The organism is Kordia periserrulae, assembly GCF_003054265.1.
Classification (GTDB): domain Bacteria; phylum Bacteroidota; class Bacteroidia; order Flavobacteriales; family Flavobacteriaceae; genus Kordia; species Kordia periserrulae.
Map to the genome: position 1 here is coordinate 684205 of NZ_QBKT01000001.1, position 16689 is coordinate 700893.

Here is a 16689-nt window from a genome sequence, read left to right on the forward strand (position 1 = left end):
TATGAAAAAGATTGTTTATCTATTTTCTTTGAGTTTATCAATACTAGTATTATCGTGTAATAGCGATGCTGATGTAATAGAAACTTCAACAGTAGAAATTACGTTTGACAATCGTATTTCTGCCAATCAAAATTTGACATTGGGCACAACTGTATATGTAAACCAAAACAACGAAAGTGTGGTCACCAATGAACTAAAATATATCATTTCCAACATCCAATTGACGCAAGACAACGGAACTATTTTTGAGTATCCAAAAGCGGATTCTTATTTTGTAATCAACGAAGCAGATTTGAGCAGTTTAACACTGAATTTGGATGGAATTCCTGTTGGAAATTATACACACATTTCGTTTGGAATTGGCGTCGACCAATCAGAATATCCGTTGGACGGAATGCTCAATTTTATTCCTACCGCAGAAGAAGCACAAATGATTTGGAATTGGGCAGCAGGCTATATTTTTATCAAGTTTGAAGGCACATTTACACCGCAAGGTGGCACGGAAAGTCCGTTTGTAATTCACGTGGGAAGTCATGGACAAAACTTAGACAATTACAAATTTGTCACACTTCCACTCGCAAATACCATGAATGTCAATGCAGGAACTACTGCTTCCGTAATGGTTGAAGCATATATTGAACGTATCATTGATGCCACCAATCAAATCAAGTTAGAAGACACTAACAACATTCAAGTAGATCCTGTGAATGCGCCGCGAATCGCTACGAACTTGGAAAGCATGTTCAGCGCACAGTAAATTCTGATTACATAAATAACGTGAGTTTGAGATAAGAAAAAATGACAATGCTTGTAATTACACTTGTCAGTTCAGGAGCATTATCGTAGATACCGAGCATAGCTCACGAGAACAGCTAAGAAAATATGTATTTCAATTGAATCTCGACTGCGCTCGATTTGACATTAGGTATAAAATCATGTAAATCAAATATATACCGAAATTATTATATCAAACTCACATTAAATACTACAAAATGTAGTACTACAACTTCAACAGAATGCTTACATTTAAGGAAACGTACGTTTCCTTAGGTGAAAAAAATCATACTCCATACCATTTTTCTATTGAGTTGTGTTCAATTGTATGCGCAATATTGGACACAGCAACACTACAATGTTGAAAATGGCTTGCCCGACAATTACACCTTTGCTATTGAAAAATTTCAAGATGAATTGTATATCGCTACTGATGGCGGATTGACAACTTTTGACGGTGTCGATTTTAAAATTCATCATCGGAAAGAAGTACGCTATCCTGTGTGTTTGGTCAATAAAAATGACAGCATTTTATACATCAGTTCGTGGTTGGATGGCATTATCGCAAAGCAAAAACAAGAATTTACCAATGTATATGCTGAGCGTGTCAACAGAGCATTGCAATATCAAGACAAAGTACTTTTTTACAATGTATATCAACGAAATGCTTTTTTAACTTTTAACAAAGAGTACGTTGTTGACACGCTTGTTTCTGAAAATTACACAAATAGAAATCGTCGCATTGCCATTGATATTGATGCTATTTATATTGCTGAAGGACAAACTATCAAAACCTACGATTGGAACGGCAATCAACAAACACCGTTTCCGTACCAACCTACAGCACCTGTAGAAGCGATTCGCAGTATAAATTCATTGTTATTTTTTGGAGACCAGCACGGCAACCTAACTTGGATTTCAAAGAAAAATCCTGAACAAAAACAAAGTTATCATTTCAAAAACTCCTATACTATTCAGCATATTGAACCGTATAAAAAACAGCAAATTATAGTGCAATTCAAGCATCGTGCGGAATACAGCAGTTTGTGTATTGTAACATTTTCAGACGATTTTTCTAAAATTGTAAACACCGAGTGCATTCTCACTATAAAATACGGCATCAGCGATATTTTTGTGGATGACAATATCATTTATGTAGCGAGTTATGGCAATGGTATTTACAAGCTTTTCCCGTCACTTTTTAAATCGTATCAAAAAAATGATTACCAAATTCCTGTGCCTAAATTTTGTTATGAAAATGATGCTGGAAATATGGTGTTTGCCACAGAAAACGTTTCATACACCCTACAAGAAGACAATACTTTTACACCACAAAAAAATAAATTTCGACTCAATACCATTTTCGAATTTCAAAACGAACGCTATTTCTCTTCACACGAGGGTTTGTACAATTCCAAATTAGAAGAAATTAGTGGTTGCCGTGCTAACAACTTTCTGTATGCCGCAGAAAAAGACACAATTTTTTATTCCAAATATTGGCTGAGTCGTTTTCATCGCGGGGAACGAGAAGATTTGTTTTGTATTCAATACAACCGAAAAGCTAAAAAAATAAACACCGGAATTTTTACCAACAATACCATACATATTGGCACGCAAGCTGGCATTCGAAAATTTAGCAAAAGTGGAGCAGATACATGGGCAGAAGAAATAGATACTGTTTTACAACAAACGTTTGCACAACGTGTAGTTCGGAAGTTGCTCAAACATAAAAATCAAATCATTATTACCACGCCGTACGAAGCGTTTACGTATAAAGAAAATGCAGTTTCAACATTGCAATTTACCGATAAAAACATTTATATCAATGATACTTTTGTCGATTCGGATGATAGAATTTACATAGCTTCTAACAAAGGGCTTTGGATTTTGACAGATGATTTCACGTATCATTTCAACACTAAAAACGGCACCAATTCCGATAATATTTATAGTTTTTATCAAGATTCCAAAGGCATTGTTTGGATAACCACTGGTAACGGAATTATGGAATTCAATCCACAGCGACTTCAAGTAATGGAAGCTCCAAAAATCGACATTCATCAAACCACCATTAAAGACGACCAAGTGCATATTCAGTTTAAAAATAGCACACAATATTTTGCCGAAGACGTACTTTTTGAATACAACATCAACAATTCTGAATGGCGCAAAAGAAACCTGCAGCAACTCCACATGAGCAATTTAAAACCCGGAACCTATTCTGTTTCGTTTCGCGGAAAACATCTCAACAGTAACTGGTCTGCACCTGTAACAACAACGTTCACCATTGCGCCAAAATGGTATCAACTTACGGTGATTAAAATATTTATTTTTATTGTAATTGTACTGTTATTGTTAGGATTTTTATGGTTTCGCTTACGCGTGATTAAACGCAGAAACGCTATTTTATCCAATGAAATTGACCGACGGATTTTTTTAGAACACAAAGTAGAGCATTTGCGAGAAGAAGTCGCGCGTGACTTTCACGACGAAATCGGGAATAAAATTGCTTCCGTCATCGGTTTGTCTAACAATTTAAAACACAGCGAAAAAATAACGTCACCCAAAGTGGATAAAATTACGTCGCTTTCTAAGGAAATTTATCATACGGCGAAAGATTTTGTATGGTCGTTAAATCCCAAAAACAACAACATTGAAAGTCTTTGCAAATACCTAAGAGATTATGGCGAAAACTTTTTTGATCTTTTTGACGAAATTGACTTTTTGTATCAAGAAATAGACATTTTTCCTATTGACATTTCATACACCAAAAGCAGAAACATCATTTTGGCATACAAAGAAATTTTGGCGAATATCATCAAACATTCGCAAGCGACAAAAGTTACGTTTAAGGCATATTTGTATGAAAATACATTTACCATTCAAATTCAAGACAATGGCATCGGAATTGAAGCGGCGATTTCCGACAACGGAAACGGACTCAAAAATATCCAAAAACGTATGGAAATGATTGATGCCGAGATGAGCATTGAAAAATCGGATGGTGTTTGCTATACGTTTGTGTTAGATGTGGAAGAAGAACTTATAAAATATATAGAATCATGACGAAAAAATATATCTCTATTATTGAAGACAATGTCATTTTTCGCGAAAATATGACAAGTTACGTGCAGCAGCTTGACAACTATATTTTGTTAGGCGTGTACGAAGATTTTGAAACTGCTTTTGACGATTTAACGTCTGGAAATCTTCCCGATATTATCTTAATGGATATAGGATTACCAGGCATCAACGGCATTGAAGGCACCAAACGCATCAAGCAACAATTTCCTAATATCGAATTGATTATTGTGACGGTTTTTGAAGATAGCAATATGGTATTTGAAGCTTTAAAAGCGGGCGCTTGTGGGTATTTAACCAAAAGTTTGGGCGTTCCCGAATTGAACAAAGCGTTGGCAGATTTGGAAAAAGGTGGCGCACCGATGAGTAATAAAATTGCCAAAATGGTGGTGGAATCGTTTCAATTAAATCATCAAGATAATACCTTATCCAAACGAGAAAAAGAAGTGTTGACCTTGCTGGCAAAAGGAAAAACCTATAGCAATATTGCGGAAGAGTTGTTCATTTCAAAAACTACGGTTCGCACGCACATTCGGAACATTTACCAAAAACTGCATGTCAATTCCAAAGCAGAGGCAATTCAATTGGCAAATGAAAAGAAAATGATTTAAAAAAACTCACAATGCAACACTATAAACCTAAAAACATGAGTGTCGACTGTGAGTTTGAGTGATATTTCTACTAACTATCTAGCAATACCATGAATTACAACCTGCGCATTGGGTATACGTTAATTCAGTTGCACAATTAACTTTATTCGTTCTTGTGCAGGCGAAATTTCCCGACAATGCGCCTCCGGTCACTTCTTTTCCGTTCAAGCTTGAAACTGTTTTTCTTGCGAACACTAAGTTTTTCTTCAAATTTTGTTTTTTCATCGTTTTTGAATTTTGTGATTAATACTATTCCAAAGCTATCGGAAATAAAAGTCGTACAAGTCATGCAATTTGTAGGATTTTAAATCATTCATAAAATATCATACAATTTGCAGTACTATTGTCTAATCGACTAACATTTGGTATTTTAGCCACAGCTATGAAACTTTTGAAACTCACATATCTACTCATTGCGTTGGTGTTTTTTTCTTGTAAAAACGAACCTTACGAAGAAATTCCAACACAAGCTGCGGGCGAATACCAAAACGTACCGTTAAGTTTTGAAGTGCCTTCGAATTTTCCACCATTGCAATATGATATAGAAAACAATCCACCAACGGAAACGGGTTTTGAATTGGGAAGACGCTTATTCTATGAAGGTCGTATGGCATCAGACAATATTGTGGCGTGCGGTTTTTGCCATATTCAAGAATTTGCTTTTACACATCACACGCACATTGTAAGTCACGGTGTAGATGGTGCCTTGGGAAGCCGAAATGCGCAACCGTTGCAAAATTTAGCCTTTCAGAACGAATTTAATTGGGATGGTGCCGCCATTCATTTAGACATGCAACCGATTATTCCCATTACGAACGAAGTGGAAATGAACGAATCGTTTACGAGTATCATTGCCAAATTGCAAGCACATCCCGATTATCCGCGATTGTTCAGAGAAGCATTTGAAAATGGGGAAATCAATTCGGAAAATATCTTAAAAGCCTTGTCGCAATTTATGGTAATGATGGTTTCTTCGAATAGCAAATACGACAAATTCCGCAGAAACGAAGGAAATGTCACACTCACCGCAAACGAACTGCAAGGCATGGAATTGTTCAATCAGAAATGTGCTTCGTGTCATGCTGGCGAATTGTTTACTGACCAAACATATCGAAACAACGGTTTGGCAATTGATCCGCAATACAACGATATTGGTCGCGAGCGCGTCACAGGATTTCCAGAAGATCGATACAAATTCAAAGTGCCAAATCTCAGAAATGTTGAAGTTACCTTTCCATACATGCACGACGGTCGTTTTGCAAACTTAGAAGCTGTGTTGGAACATTACCGAAGCGGCATTCAAGACACGGAAAATGTAGATGAAAGCTTGCGTCAAACCGACGGCACATTGGGAATTCCGATGACCGACGAAGAAAAAGCACGTATCATCGATTTCCTAAAAACCTTAACCGATACCGACTTTATTTTTGACCAGCGTTTTTCGGAGTTTTAAAGCGCTTCAAAATAGTGATATTCGCTAATGTTCCGACTCACTTCTGTGCATTATATATCCTACATTATCAGTCTTTTGTATCATAAATTGCATGCGACTTCTCCATCATCAACAAATTCTATCATACAATTTGTTATATAAATGTTAGGTTTCTTCAATAAGAACGGCAAATAGCCTATCTTTGCACGTACAATTTAAACGTAATTAAAAAAATGATAACAGTTTCAGACACAGCTCGTAAAAAAGTAGTCGAACTCATGACAGATGATGGTTTTGACGCTACTACTGATTTTGTTCGTGTTGGTGTGAAAAGTGGTGGATGTTCTGGACTCTCTTACGATTTATCATTTGACAAAAGTCACGCAGCAGAAGATAAAGTTTTTGAAGACAATGGTGTCAAAATCATTGTAGACAAAAAAAGCTTCTTGTATCTCGTAGGAACTATTTTGGAATATTCAGGTGGATTGAATGGAAAAGGATTTGTTTTCAACAACCCAAATGCACAACGCACTTGTGGATGTGGGGAGTCGTTCTCGCTGTAAAGCGCATTCAATGTTCAATGTTTTTGATTCAAGGTTAATTTCTAATGGCAACTATAAAACAGTTTGAAGATTTAGAAATCTGGAAACTAGCCAGAACACTTTGTCAAGATATTTTTGAACTCGCAAACACCACCGAATTAAAAAGTGATTATAAGCTTTATCACCAAATAAATGCTTCTTCAGGTTCTATTATGGACAATATTGCAGAAGGATTTGAACGAAATGGAAATAAAGAATTTATACAATTCTTGTCAATTGCAAAAGCATCTTGTGGAGAAACAAGGTCACAATTGTATAGAATTTTAGACAGAAAGTACATTACAAGTGAAGCTTTTGACACATTGAAAATGAAAACACTTGTATTGAATAAGAAAATTAGCGCATTTATAAATTATTTGTCAAAAAGTGACCTAAAAGGAAGTAAGTATAAGAACAAGCAACCTTGAACGTGGAACTTTAAACTTTGAACAAACAAGAAAATGAGTAAATATACCGAAGAAGAATTACAGAAAGAACTGGAAACGAAAGAGTATGAGTACGGTTTTTATACCGATTTGAAAAGTGATACGTTTCCCAAAGGTCTGAATGAAGATATTATTCGAGCGATTTCTGCAAAGAAGAATGAACCCGAGTGGATGACGGAATGGCGCTTGGATGCATTTCGAATTTGGTCGGAAATGGAAGAACCCGATTGGGCAAATGTCAATTATGAAAAACCAGACTTTCAAGCCATTTCGTACTATTCTGCTCCTAAAAAAGCCGATCCCAACAAAACACTAGACGATGTTGACCCAGAGTTGCTGGAAATGTATAAGAAACTCGGAATTTCTGTTGATGAACAAAAGAAATTGCAAGGAGTTGCGATTGATGTCGTAGTGGATTCGGTTTCTGTGGCGACGACTTTTAAAAAGACACTTGCCGAAAAAGGCATCATCTTCTGCCCTATTTCGGAAGCCATTCAGGAACATCCAGAATTGGTGAAAAAATATTTAGGAACTGTTGTTCCGAAAAAAGATAACTTTTACGCCGCGCTGAATTCTGCGGTATTTACCGATGGTTCTTTTTGTTATATTCCAAAAGGCGTTCGTTGTCCGATGGAATTATCAACCTATTTCCGAATCAATGAAGCGGGAACAGGACAGTTTGAGCGTACGTTGGTGATTGCAGACGAAGGCAGCTATGTGAGTTATTTGGAAGGTTGTACAGCACCATCGCGTGATGAAAATCAATTGCATGCTGCGGTCGTAGAATTGATTGCTTTGGACGATGCAGAAATCAAATATTCTACGGTACAAAACTGGTTTCCAGGAAATGCTGAAGGAAAAGGTGGTGTGTACAATTTCGTAACCAAGCGTGGATTGTGCGAAACCAACTCTAAAATTTCGTGGACGCAAGTAGAAACAGGTTCGGCAGTAACGTGGAAATATCCAAGTTGTGTATTGAAAGGAGACAATTCGGTAGGAGAATTTTATTCTATCGCGGTAACCAATAATTACCAGCAAGCAGATACAGGAACGAAGATGATTCATTTGGGAAAAAACACCAAAAGCACTATTATTTCTAAAGGAATTTCGGCAGGAAAATCACAAAATAGCTATCGCGGATTGGTACAAATTTCGCCACGAGCAGAAAATGCGCGTAACTTCTCGCAGTGTGATTCACTCTTGATGGGAAATAAATGTGGCGCACATACTTTTCCGTATATCGAAGCAAAAAATAAAACAGCACAAGTAGAACACGAAGCTACCACTAGTAAAATTGGGGAAGATCAAATTTTTTACTGCAATCAACGAGGAATTGACACTGAAAAAGCCATCGCTTTGATTGTAAATGGTTTTAGCAAAGACGTGTTGAACAAGTTACCAATGGAATTTGCCATAGAGGCACAAAAATTATTAGAAATTTCCTTAGAAGGTTCTGTTGGATAAGCAATCAAAAAAACTATACAATGAAAAAAATCTATTTCATCCTTGCATTCGGACTTTTGCTAGTAAGTTGTAAAAACGAAACAAAAACAACAGATAAAGCCGCAAGCGAAACAGAAAAAAAAGAAGGTTTTACCGCAACAAAAACAGTTGGTGATGCGTATGACACGTTTTCCGGAATGTTTTTATACTTGGAAAATGAAAATGCTGCGGTGTTGAAAACATCAAACAGTCAAATGTATGCTGTGGTGATTGACGAAAAAATGCACGAACTCAACAAGCAATGCGATCAGTTTAAACAAAACGAACACGATATGGTTCCTGTAGTTATTAGAGGAACTACGATGCCAAATCCTGTTAAAGACGGATGGCCAGAAGCTGTTGAAATTAAAGAAATTCTTTCCGTACAAAAACCAAGCGGAAATGATGGCACCATCATTATCACCAACAATCAATAATTCGATTTACAAAAAATAGAAAACATAGTTTACCATGTTACACATAAAAAATTTACACGCAGGTATTGAAGAAAAAGGAATTCTGAAAGGAATCAACCTTGAAGTAAAAGCAGGAGAAGTACATGCGATTATGGGACCAAACGGTTCTGGAAAAAGTACCTTATCATCTGTTATTGCAGGAAAAGAAGAATACGAAGTAACGGAAGGAGAAATTTTCCTTAACGGAGAAAATATTGAAGAACTAGGACCTGAAGAGCGTGCGCATGAAGGTGTATTTTTATCATTCCAATATCCTGTAGAAATTCCTGGTGTTACGGTAACCAACTTCATCAAAACGGCTATCAACGAAACGCGCAAAGCAAAAGGTTTGGAAGAAATGTCGGCAAGCGAAATGCTTAAAAAGATTCGTGAAAAAGCTGAATTACTCGAAATTGACCGTAAATTTTTATCGCGCTCGTTGAATGAAGGATTTTCTGGCGGAGAAAAAAAGCGTAATGAAATTTTTCAAATGGCAATGCTAGAGCCAAAATTAGCCATCTTAGACGAAACCGATTCTGGATTGGATATTGACGCGTTGCGAATTGTTGCCAATGGTGTGAATAAATTACGTAGCAAAGACAACGCTGTTATCGTCATTACGCACTATCAGCGTTTATTAGAATATATTGTGCCTGATTATGTTCACGTATTGCACGATGGAAAAATTGTAAAATCAGGAACCAAAGAACTTGCTTTAGAGTTAGAAGAAAAAGGATACGATTGGATTAAGCAAGAAGCAACTATTTAAGGAAGTACCACATGGAATTAAAAGATAAATTATTGTCATCATTTATGGTTTTTGAAGATCGTGTTCACGATGAATCAAAGCATATTCATGACATTAGAAATCACGCAATAAAGACCTTTCAACAAAAAGGATTTCCTACAAAAAAAGACGAAGATTGGAAATATACGTCGCTAAATTCCATATTGAAGCACGATTATGTTATTTCGCCACGTCACGAATCAGCAATTGAATTTAAGGAAGTTAAAAAGTATTTTATTCACGATATTGATACGTACAAAATTGTATTTATCGACGGAAAATACAGTTCGTTTCTATCCGAAACAACACATGACGGCATTGATGTTTGCTTGATGAGTGCAGCGTTGAATCAGCCTAAGTATAAAGTGATTATAGATTCATACTATAACAAAGCTGCCAAAGACACACACAGTTTAACGTCGTTAAATACCGCGTTTGCTTCGGAAGGTGCGTACATTCACATTCCACGAAATAACGTAGTGAAAAAACCGATACAAATTATTCACTTTTCTACAGGAAGCGAAGCATCTGTGATGTTGCAACCGCGCAATTTGATTGTAGTTGATGAAAATTCACATGTGCAAATTATTGAGCGTCATCAAAGTTTAACATCGAATGTTGTGTTGACAAATTCGGTTACAGAAATATTTGCCAATAAGCGTGCGATTGTCGATTATTACAAAATTCAAAACGACAACCAAGAAGCGTCGTTAATTGATAATACGTTTGTTTCTCAAAAGCAAAGCAGTAATGTTTCGGTGCATACCTTTTCTTTTGGCGGAAAGTTGGTGCGAAACAATTTGCAGTTTTTTCAAAAAGGAGAACGCATTGATTCTACCATGAAAGGTGTGACCATTATTGATGACAAACAACACGTTGACCACAACACATTGGTACATCATATTGAGCCAAATTGTGAAAGTCATCAAGATTATAAAGGAATTTTTGGCGGACGTTCTACAGGTGTTTTCAATGGAAAAGTAATTGTAGAAAAGGAAGCACAAAAGACGAATGCGTTTCAAGCAAATAATAATATTTTGGTAGATGATAAAGCAACCATCAACACCAAACCACAACTTGAAATTTTTGCAGATGATGTAAAATGCTCGCACGGTTGTACCATTGGTCAGTTGGACAAAGATGCTTTATTTTATCTGCGTTCGCGCGGAATTCCCGAGAAGGAAGCAAAAGCATTGTTAATGTACGCGTTTGCAAATAACGTTTTAGCAAGCGTGAAAATAAACGCTATCAAAACGCGAATCACCAAGTTAATCGCACAAAAATTAGGTGTGAATTTAGGATTCGAACTATAAAAAATAGGACAAAAAAGAGAGATAAAATCCCGAAGCGTTCATGCTTTGGGATTTTTTTTGGCTTAAAGTTCAATTTCTTCTGCAATAATTCTGTAAATATCAACTTCAGGAAGCAGTGTTTGTAATTGCATTGCGACAGCTGTAAATTGAGAATCTTGTCGCAAACGCTTCCAAGTATTTTTTACGTATTGATTAAAGTTTTCCTGCGGTGATTGTTGATATGCTGGGTTTTCTTTGACCATCATTAAAATTTGCTGAATGGTTTCTCTTCCATTTGTCAACTTTGTTTTGATAGGCTCGTGCAATCCTGTCAACACACTATGCGCGGATTCTAAGCAATTGGCGCCAACCATTAACACGTGTCTTCTTTTTTGAGGAACATCATTTGTTTTTGCCACAAACAACTGATTTTGCAAAATGCTCATACGACTCGATTCTACCAATCCAAACTGCTTTAATGCTTGTTGATTTTCAGAAAGCCAACGCTCAATCTCCGCTAAAAAGCGAGAAGATTTGGAACGAAGCAATTCAGAAATCAATTCAACTTTGTAAATGGAAGCTTCAAAGAAGTTGTTTTTTTCTATGATACTTGTTTTCATTTGTTGCTGTTTTTGTTATTTTCACTTACGTGTGAAAACCATGGGTTTATAGATAATCTAATCGTTGTACGGTATTACCGTTTTCGTCTACATCAGTTGTCCATTCCATAGCGTCGTCCGTAATGTTTATTTTAATACTGATAAGATTCGTAGGATCGTTGATGGCTTCCAAACGTTGCGTTTCTACGATGACAGGAAGATCTTGAATTTCTGGCGTTCGTGGTTGTAAATTTTGTTCAATTTCTTGCACCATTGCTGTACGGAATACAGGCTCTTCAATATTCAAATCTGTCAAAAAGCCAAAAGAAACATCCACAAATTTATTTGCTGATATATTTAAAGCGTTGGCATATTCTGCGGAAGTAGTTCCGTCAGCAGATTCGCCTTCTGGTGCGGCAGTAGCTTCTGCTTGTTGTAAACGGGAAACTGTTGCGGTTGCTTCTACTTGTGCTTTAGTTGCCAATTCTGGTTGAATACTTTGTAAGTAGGCATTATGTTCATCAGCTCTATCTGCTAGTGAATCAGTAGTTACTTTGGTAAAAGCATCTTCATATACTTTTTGCACTTCGCTTTCCGTATAACTGCGTGCAACCGTTTGTGTAGTATCAACAGCAACTGGAATTGTTAACTGCATGTCTTTGATGCGTATGTTTGGCACGGCAAAATGTTTCAACATTGGATTTTCCACATATTCTTGGGCGATTGCTAAGGTTTCAATATCTGATTGTACTTTGGCATTGGTAACCTCTTTATAAATCTTTCCGATATAATCTTTTAAGGTAATCATGATTTTTTTGTTTTTTTAAGTGGAAGAAACCTCCGAAGAGGCTTCTTCAATTGTTAATGAAATACGTTTTAAGATTCAATAATAGACTCTTCAAGCATGTCTAACACACGACTCATTCCTGCTGGAAGTTCGTCTTGTACTGCATGAATTCTAACATTCATACTATAAGAACGCTTCGATTCGTCAGAGTACGTATTTTTCTTTTGGTACGAGTAACTTCCTTTAAAGTCAAAACGTCCCCAAGCCCAACGTAAACTCAATTCAGCACTTAAATCTAATTTGTGAGAAGTTGTCGTGGTCACTTTGGTCACACTAGAAATTTTAGCATTAAAATCGATAGTGGTATCGGCAACTCTCATGAATGGAATTGGCACAATGGTTAATAACGGTGTGGTTAATGTAACTTCTGTACTGATTCCGTCAATTAATTTGGAGTAAATAAATGATACATTTTTTACTTTCCCCAAATCATCTAAACCTACTTCGTTGATAAAATCAACCGTAGACAGTGCTGCTGCTGCTTGCGCATCAATAACTGCTGTTAATGGCTTTCCTAACATCGCACTAAAGTTGATGTTAGCAATCTCATTTGGATTAACTGGCATAATTGTAATTTTTTAAAATTTTGTGCCTACTCTTTTTCAAAGGCTTTTCGGCTTTCTCCTTTTGTGCAAAAAATAGTCGCGAACAATTTCTTACGGATTTTAAGCTTAAAAAGATATTCTTTCGAAAGAATTACGGCGCAAACATACAACATTTGTTGTTTTACACAAACATATTACAATATTTAATCCTGTAATTTCACATTATAATAAGTAATATGTTTTAAAATGTATTGTTTAAAGTTGAAGTAAAGCGATTTCAAATTATGCTAGAATACACATATCACAAGAAAAAGAGCTGCAATGTACCACGATGTACATTGCAGCTCTTTGTAAAATTTTTGATTTTGTAGTTGCAGTTACTTATTCAACCGCATTGCATATTTCACTTAGAAAACGATTAAAGTCGAGCGCATCTTTTCCAACCAATCCAAAACGCACTACTACCAAGTTTTTTGAAGGAATGATGTACACTCGCTGTCCTTGATATCCATTTGCCGAATACATATCTTTTGGTACATCTTTGTGAAATCCGCCAGCATTGAGCCAAAAATGACCGCCGTAACGTCCTTCTGATGTTGGTGTTGGTTTGGTAATATAATCTACCCAAGAATCGTCAAAAATACGTGTGCCGTTCCAGTCGCCTCTGTGTAAATACAACAAGCCAAATTTTGCCCAATCGCGCGGCGTTGCCCAACCATACGACGAACCTACATAGTTTCCATCCATGTCAGCTTCAATCAGCATAGAGTGCATGCCGATTTTATCGATAAAATTTGTGTACGGAAAATCTAAGTATTCTTGATGACTGTTGAACTGTTGTCGCAAGATTCCCGATAGTAAATTAGACGTTCCAGAAGAGTAATTCCATGTTTCGTTTGGTTTTCCAACTAACGGTTTGTCTATTTGAGAAGCGGTCATGTCTTTGTCTAAAAAGAGCATTTTGGTGACATCAGAGATAGTATTGTAGTTTTCATCCCACTCCAAACCGCTGTTCATTTGCAATAAATTGTGAATGGTAATTTCTTTTCGTTCATCATTTTTCCAAGCTTCAATAGGTGCGTTGTCCAACACGCTCAATTTCCCTTGATATTCTAGTATTCCATACATCGTGCTTACTAAGCTCTTCGTCATGGACCAACCTAAGATTTTGGAGTCTTTGTCAAACCCTTTTGCATATTTTTCAGCAATAATTTGGTCTTTATAGATGACTAAAACCGCTCTTGTTTTTTTAACATCTTCACCGTCTACTTTTTCAAAAGCGTATTGTACTGCTTTGTTTACTTTTTCGTAATTGATATTAGAAAACGTAGTGTCTTTTTGCGGCATGTTTCCATACGGATATGGCAACATTCGTATAGTAGTATCTCGTTGCGGAATTGGCGTTTTTTGAGTTACATCGTACTCATCATCAATTAAAACACTACCTAAGCCTTTTCGATAGATGGCAGTACGTTCCATAAGTCCGTACACAGAAGCCGAAGCATATTTTTTTTGCTGATCTACAAAATCACGAGCAAATTTAATTGGTGAAAATCCATTATCTGTTGTATCGGTAAAAGCGGGCGCTCTTCCGGCAACAAAAACAGAAGAACTCATGTTTTTGGCAGAATATCCAGAAATGATATTCAGTTTAGAGTAATTGAATGCAATTAGCACTACAATTACTGCAATTATAACTCCTAGAATTTTTAAAGCTTTTTTCATCTTTTTGTGGGCATTTAATGCTTGCTACGTTGATATTAGCAAACGACTGTCTTCAAAGATATTAAAATTAAAGTGATTTGTACTATGGTAGATTTTAGACTTTTAGGCCTCAATTTTTATTGCGAAAAAAGTTAGTTTTAAAACATCTGTCAGAAAGCACAGTGTTTTTCCTATTTTAAAAAAAGGAAAAACACCTCTTAAAAGTATCTATAAAGCTGTTTTCCAATTAAGTAATTAAATACATATTTGTAAGTATGTTACGTAACAAAACTATAATTTAAAACTAGAAAACCATGAAAAAAAAGAAAGCCAATTTAAAAAAGCTCTCGCTTAACAAGAAGGTTGTTTCTAATTTAGAAAGCCAACAAGCAAATGGAGGAGCGCCGTATTCGGTAAACATTTGTCCAATCAATACGTTTTACAACTGCCCGATTAATACGCTCGCTTGTCCAAATACGCTAATTTGTCCGATTGACACGCGTTTACAATGTCCGATAGATACGCTGGTTTGCCCAATTGAAACTATTGAATGTCCTACGCTTGCATGTCCAATTGACACCGTAGGCTGTCCTTATTAATCCATTAAATACTTAAATCATGAAAAAAAAGAAAACCAATTTGAAGAAGTTGACACTTAACAAAAAGGTCGTGTCAAAATTAGAAGAAGGTCAAGTAAACGGTGGAACCTTGATTACCTTGGCGTGTCCAGTGACATTATTATGTCCAAGAACGTTGGCATGTCCAGACACTTGGTTATGTCCACAAACGTTAGACTGTCCATTAACATTGGATTGTAGCTTTAACGGATGTAATTCATTTATTGATGATTGCCCATCCGCATTGGCGTGTCCATATTAAGAACAATTAGTATATACTATAGTATGAAAGCTGCTGTAAAAGGCAGCTTTTTTAGTTTGCGAAGGTTTGTAAATAATTGCGCAAGTCTTGGTGTTTTTGCAGTACTAGTTTTTTTTTAAGCCTGTATTTGTGAGTGCGCACACTTTCTTGATTGATTCCTAAAATGATGCGAATGTCTTCGTTAGACATGTTCATTTTTAGGTAACAGCAGTATTTTAAATCTTTTGCCGTAAGACAGGGAAATTTAGTACTCAATTTTTTGATAAATTCTGGATTGATGTTTTCGAAATAATGTTTAAAATCGTCCCAATGTCTTTGGTCGCTATGCGTCATTTTGATGGTGTTTACGATGGACATTAAGCGCGTTTTGGTTGTTGCATCTACATCGCTATACAATTGTTTGATACGCTCTTTTATCTTATCTAGCACGGCTTTTTTTTGGTCGAGTTCCAACGTATATCGTGTTAAATCTTTGCTTTGATCTTGTGTGAATTTTCCTTTTGGCACAAACGATTTTGATGTTGAAATTATTTGTGTTTTTTGAATAAGTCGTAAAATCCCTAAGATATTTCCAACGAGGTTGTTGGATTGTATTCCATACTCAAAGGATTGACGAAATACCACTAAGTTTTCCCGAATTTTTAATTTTTGATGCTGTACGTTGGAATGCAAACACACTATAGGAATAGAAAAATCGCGGTTATAGGAAACTAGAGAATTAATCACATCTTGATTGTTTCTAAAACTAAGTACAATTAAAGTTGGTTGAATGGATGCTGATAATTGTACCATGTCTGACACGCGTGTAGCCGTAATGAAACTGTACTGATTCATCACTTGCAAACTTTTAAGGATTGCAGCTATTGAACTAGAAGTATCACTTCCTATGAGTATATTTTCATGCGTTGTCATCACTATAATATCGGTTGCAAATGTAATAGCGTATTTATGGGGAATCGCACAGTTATGAATACTTCAAATATATAGTTTAAACATTAAATAAAATACGGTAGAAATACTTGGTTTTAGTCGTTTTACTGTTAATTTATTACTGTGTTAGACCGCTTTTTGGAAACGAAAAATCTATGTGTAATTCACAAAAGCGCATAAAAAAACCTGTAACTTTTTACAGCTA

At 36.1% G+C, this 16689-nt stretch carries 17 protein-coding genes; 12 read left to right on the forward strand and 5 right to left on the reverse strand.

Features of this window, described 5'->3' with window-relative positions; all coding sequences use genetic code 11:
• Nucleotide 1: 1 nt before the first annotated feature.
• The 10 genes from C8N46_RS03015 (at nt 2) to sufD (ending at nt 11001) form a co-directional block, all read left to right on the forward strand.
• Nucleotides 2-757: an MbnP family protein gene (locus tag C8N46_RS03015; protein ID WP_108113359.1), complete on the forward strand. Its 756-nt coding sequence runs from the start codon at nt 2-4 to the stop codon at nt 755-757.
• 293 nt (nt 758-1050) lie between these two features.
• On the forward strand, nt 1051-3840 hold the full coding sequence (locus C8N46_RS03020) for a sensor histidine kinase (protein ID WP_108113360.1): 2790 nt from the start codon (nt 1051-1053) through the stop codon (nt 3838-3840).
• Nucleotides 3837-4466 carry a response regulator transcription factor gene (locus C8N46_RS03025; protein WP_108113361.1) on the forward strand — a complete coding sequence of 210 codons (630 nt, stop codon included), beginning with the start codon at nt 3837-3839 and terminating at the stop codon, nt 4464-4466. Before C8N46_RS03020 ends, C8N46_RS03025 begins: the two co-directional genes overlap by 4 nt.
• A 421-nt stretch (nt 4467-4887) precedes the next feature.
• On the forward strand, nt 4888-5958 hold the full coding sequence (locus tag C8N46_RS03030; RefSeq protein ID WP_108113362.1) for a cytochrome-c peroxidase: 1071 nt from the start codon (nt 4888-4890) through the stop codon (nt 5956-5958).
• A 212-nt stretch (nt 5959-6170) separates the two neighbouring features.
• Nucleotides 6171-6500, forward strand: coding sequence for a HesB/IscA family protein (locus C8N46_RS03035; RefSeq protein ID WP_108113363.1), 330 nt, complete (start codon nt 6171-6173; stop codon nt 6498-6500).
• A 44-nt stretch (nt 6501-6544) separates the two neighbouring features.
• The gene (locus tag C8N46_RS03040) at nt 6545-6946 is read left to right on the forward strand and encodes a four helix bundle protein (protein WP_108113364.1); all 402 of its coding nucleotides are present in this window, start codon (nt 6545-6547) and stop codon (nt 6944-6946) included.
• A 33-nt stretch (nt 6947-6979) separates the two neighbouring features.
• Nucleotides 6980-8428 (forward strand): Fe-S cluster assembly protein SufB, encoded by a 1449-nt coding sequence (sufB, locus tag C8N46_RS03045; protein ID WP_108113365.1) that lies wholly within the window; start codon nt 6980-6982, stop codon nt 8426-8428.
• Between the two features lie 20 nt (nt 8429-8448).
• Nucleotides 8449-8883, forward strand: coding sequence for a hypothetical protein (locus C8N46_RS03050; protein WP_108113366.1), 435 nt, complete (start codon nt 8449-8451; stop codon nt 8881-8883).
• Between the two features lie 34 nt (nt 8884-8917).
• A complete protein-coding gene (gene sufC, locus C8N46_RS03055; RefSeq protein ID WP_108113367.1) occupies nt 8918-9670 on the forward strand; it encodes a Fe-S cluster assembly ATPase SufC in 753 nt (250 codons plus the stop codon).
• An 11-nt stretch (nt 9671-9681) separates the two neighbouring features.
• Nucleotides 9682-11001: a Fe-S cluster assembly protein SufD gene (gene sufD / locus C8N46_RS03060; RefSeq protein WP_108113368.1), complete on the forward strand. Its 1320-nt coding sequence runs from the start codon at nt 9682-9684 to the stop codon at nt 10999-11001.
• 62 nt (nt 11002-11063) lie between these two features.
• Here the strand turns inward: sufD and C8N46_RS03065 are convergent, their stop codons facing one another.
• The 4 genes from C8N46_RS03065 to C8N46_RS03080 form a co-directional block, all read right to left on the reverse strand.
• Nucleotides 11064-11600, reverse strand: coding sequence for a hypothetical protein (locus tag C8N46_RS03065; RefSeq protein WP_108113369.1), 537 nt, complete (start codon nt 11598-11600; stop codon nt 11064-11066).
• 46 nt (nt 11601-11646) lie between these two features.
• Nucleotides 11647-12387, reverse strand: a complete 741-nt coding sequence (locus C8N46_RS03070) for a hypothetical protein (protein WP_108113370.1) — start codon at nt 12385-12387, stop codon at nt 11647-11649.
• Nucleotides 12388-12455: 68 nt separating this feature from the next.
• The gene (locus C8N46_RS03075; protein WP_108113371.1) at nt 12456-12992 is read right to left on the reverse strand and encodes a DUF2589 domain-containing protein; all 537 of its coding nucleotides are present in this window, start codon (nt 12990-12992) and stop codon (nt 12456-12458) included.
• Nucleotides 12993-13352: 360 nt separating this feature from the next.
• Complete coding sequence (locus tag C8N46_RS03080) at nt 13353-14696, reverse strand: serine hydrolase domain-containing protein (protein ID WP_108113372.1); 1344 nt, start codon at nt 14694-14696, stop codon at nt 13353-13355.
• 293 nt (nt 14697-14989) lie between these two features.
• Here C8N46_RS03080 and C8N46_RS03085 point away from each other — a divergent pair, with 293 nt between their 5' ends.
• Both C8N46_RS03085 and C8N46_RS03090 read left to right on the forward strand, forming a co-directional pair.
• Complete coding sequence (locus C8N46_RS03085; protein WP_108113373.1) at nt 14990-15274, forward strand: class I lanthipeptide; 285 nt, start codon at nt 14990-14992, stop codon at nt 15272-15274.
• A 19-nt stretch (nt 15275-15293) separates the two neighbouring features.
• Nucleotides 15294-15554 carry a class I lanthipeptide gene (locus C8N46_RS03090; protein WP_108113374.1) on the forward strand — a complete coding sequence of 87 codons (261 nt, stop codon included), beginning with the start codon at nt 15294-15296 and terminating at the stop codon, nt 15552-15554.
• Between the two features lie 51 nt (nt 15555-15605).
• On the opposite strand, the gene C8N46_RS03095 is transcribed toward C8N46_RS03090, so the two are convergent.
• Nucleotides 15606-16469 carry a helix-turn-helix transcriptional regulator gene (locus C8N46_RS03095; RefSeq protein ID WP_158269067.1) on the reverse strand — a complete coding sequence of 288 codons (864 nt, stop codon included), beginning with the start codon at nt 16467-16469 and terminating at the stop codon, nt 15606-15608.
• Nucleotides 16470-16689: the final 220 nt, after the last annotated feature.

Excerpts from the sequence above, each read along its gene's own strand:
- C8N46_RS03040 (WP_108113364.1), top strand. The coding sequence starts at position 6,545 with ATGGCAACTATAAAACAGTTTGAAGATTTAGAAATCTGGAAACTAGCC.
- C8N46_RS03070 (WP_108113370.1), bottom strand. The coding sequence starts at position 12,387 with ATGATTACCTTAAAAGATTATATCGGAAAGATTTATAAAGAGGTTACC.
- C8N46_RS03085 (WP_108113373.1), top strand. The coding sequence starts at position 14,990 with ATGAAAAAAAAGAAAGCCAATTTAAAAAAGCTCTCGCTTAACAAGAAG.
- C8N46_RS03065 (WP_108113369.1), bottom strand. The coding sequence starts at position 11,600 with ATGAAAACAAGTATCATAGAAAAAAACAACTTCTTTGAAGCTTCCATT.
- C8N46_RS03075 (WP_108113371.1), bottom strand. The coding sequence starts at position 12,992 with ATGCCAGTTAATCCAAATGAGATTGCTAACATCAACTTTAGTGCGATG.
- sufB (WP_108113365.1), top strand. The coding sequence starts at position 6,980 with ATGAGTAAATATACCGAAGAAGAATTACAGAAAGAACTGGAAACGAAA.
- C8N46_RS03015 (WP_108113359.1), top strand. The coding sequence starts at position 2 with ATGAAAAAGATTGTTTATCTATTTTCTTTGAGTTTATCAATACTAGTA.
- C8N46_RS03080 (WP_108113372.1), bottom strand. The coding sequence starts at position 14,696 with ATGAAAAAAGCTTTAAAAATTCTAGGAGTTATAATTGCAGTAATTGTA.
- sufD (WP_108113368.1), top strand. The coding sequence starts at position 9,682 with ATGGAATTAAAAGATAAATTATTGTCATCATTTATGGTTTTTGAAGAT.
- C8N46_RS03025 (WP_108113361.1), top strand. The coding sequence starts at position 3,837 with ATGACGAAAAAATATATCTCTATTATTGAAGACAATGTCATTTTTCGC.
- C8N46_RS03035 (WP_108113363.1), top strand. The coding sequence starts at position 6,171 with ATGATAACAGTTTCAGACACAGCTCGTAAAAAAGTAGTCGAACTCATG.
- sufC (WP_108113367.1), top strand. The coding sequence starts at position 8,918 with ATGTTACACATAAAAAATTTACACGCAGGTATTGAAGAAAAAGGAATT.
- C8N46_RS03030 (WP_108113362.1), top strand. The coding sequence starts at position 4,888 with ATGAAACTTTTGAAACTCACATATCTACTCATTGCGTTGGTGTTTTTT.
- C8N46_RS03050 (WP_108113366.1), top strand. The coding sequence starts at position 8,449 with ATGAAAAAAATCTATTTCATCCTTGCATTCGGACTTTTGCTAGTAAGT.
- C8N46_RS03090 (WP_108113374.1), top strand. The coding sequence starts at position 15,294 with ATGAAAAAAAAGAAAACCAATTTGAAGAAGTTGACACTTAACAAAAAG.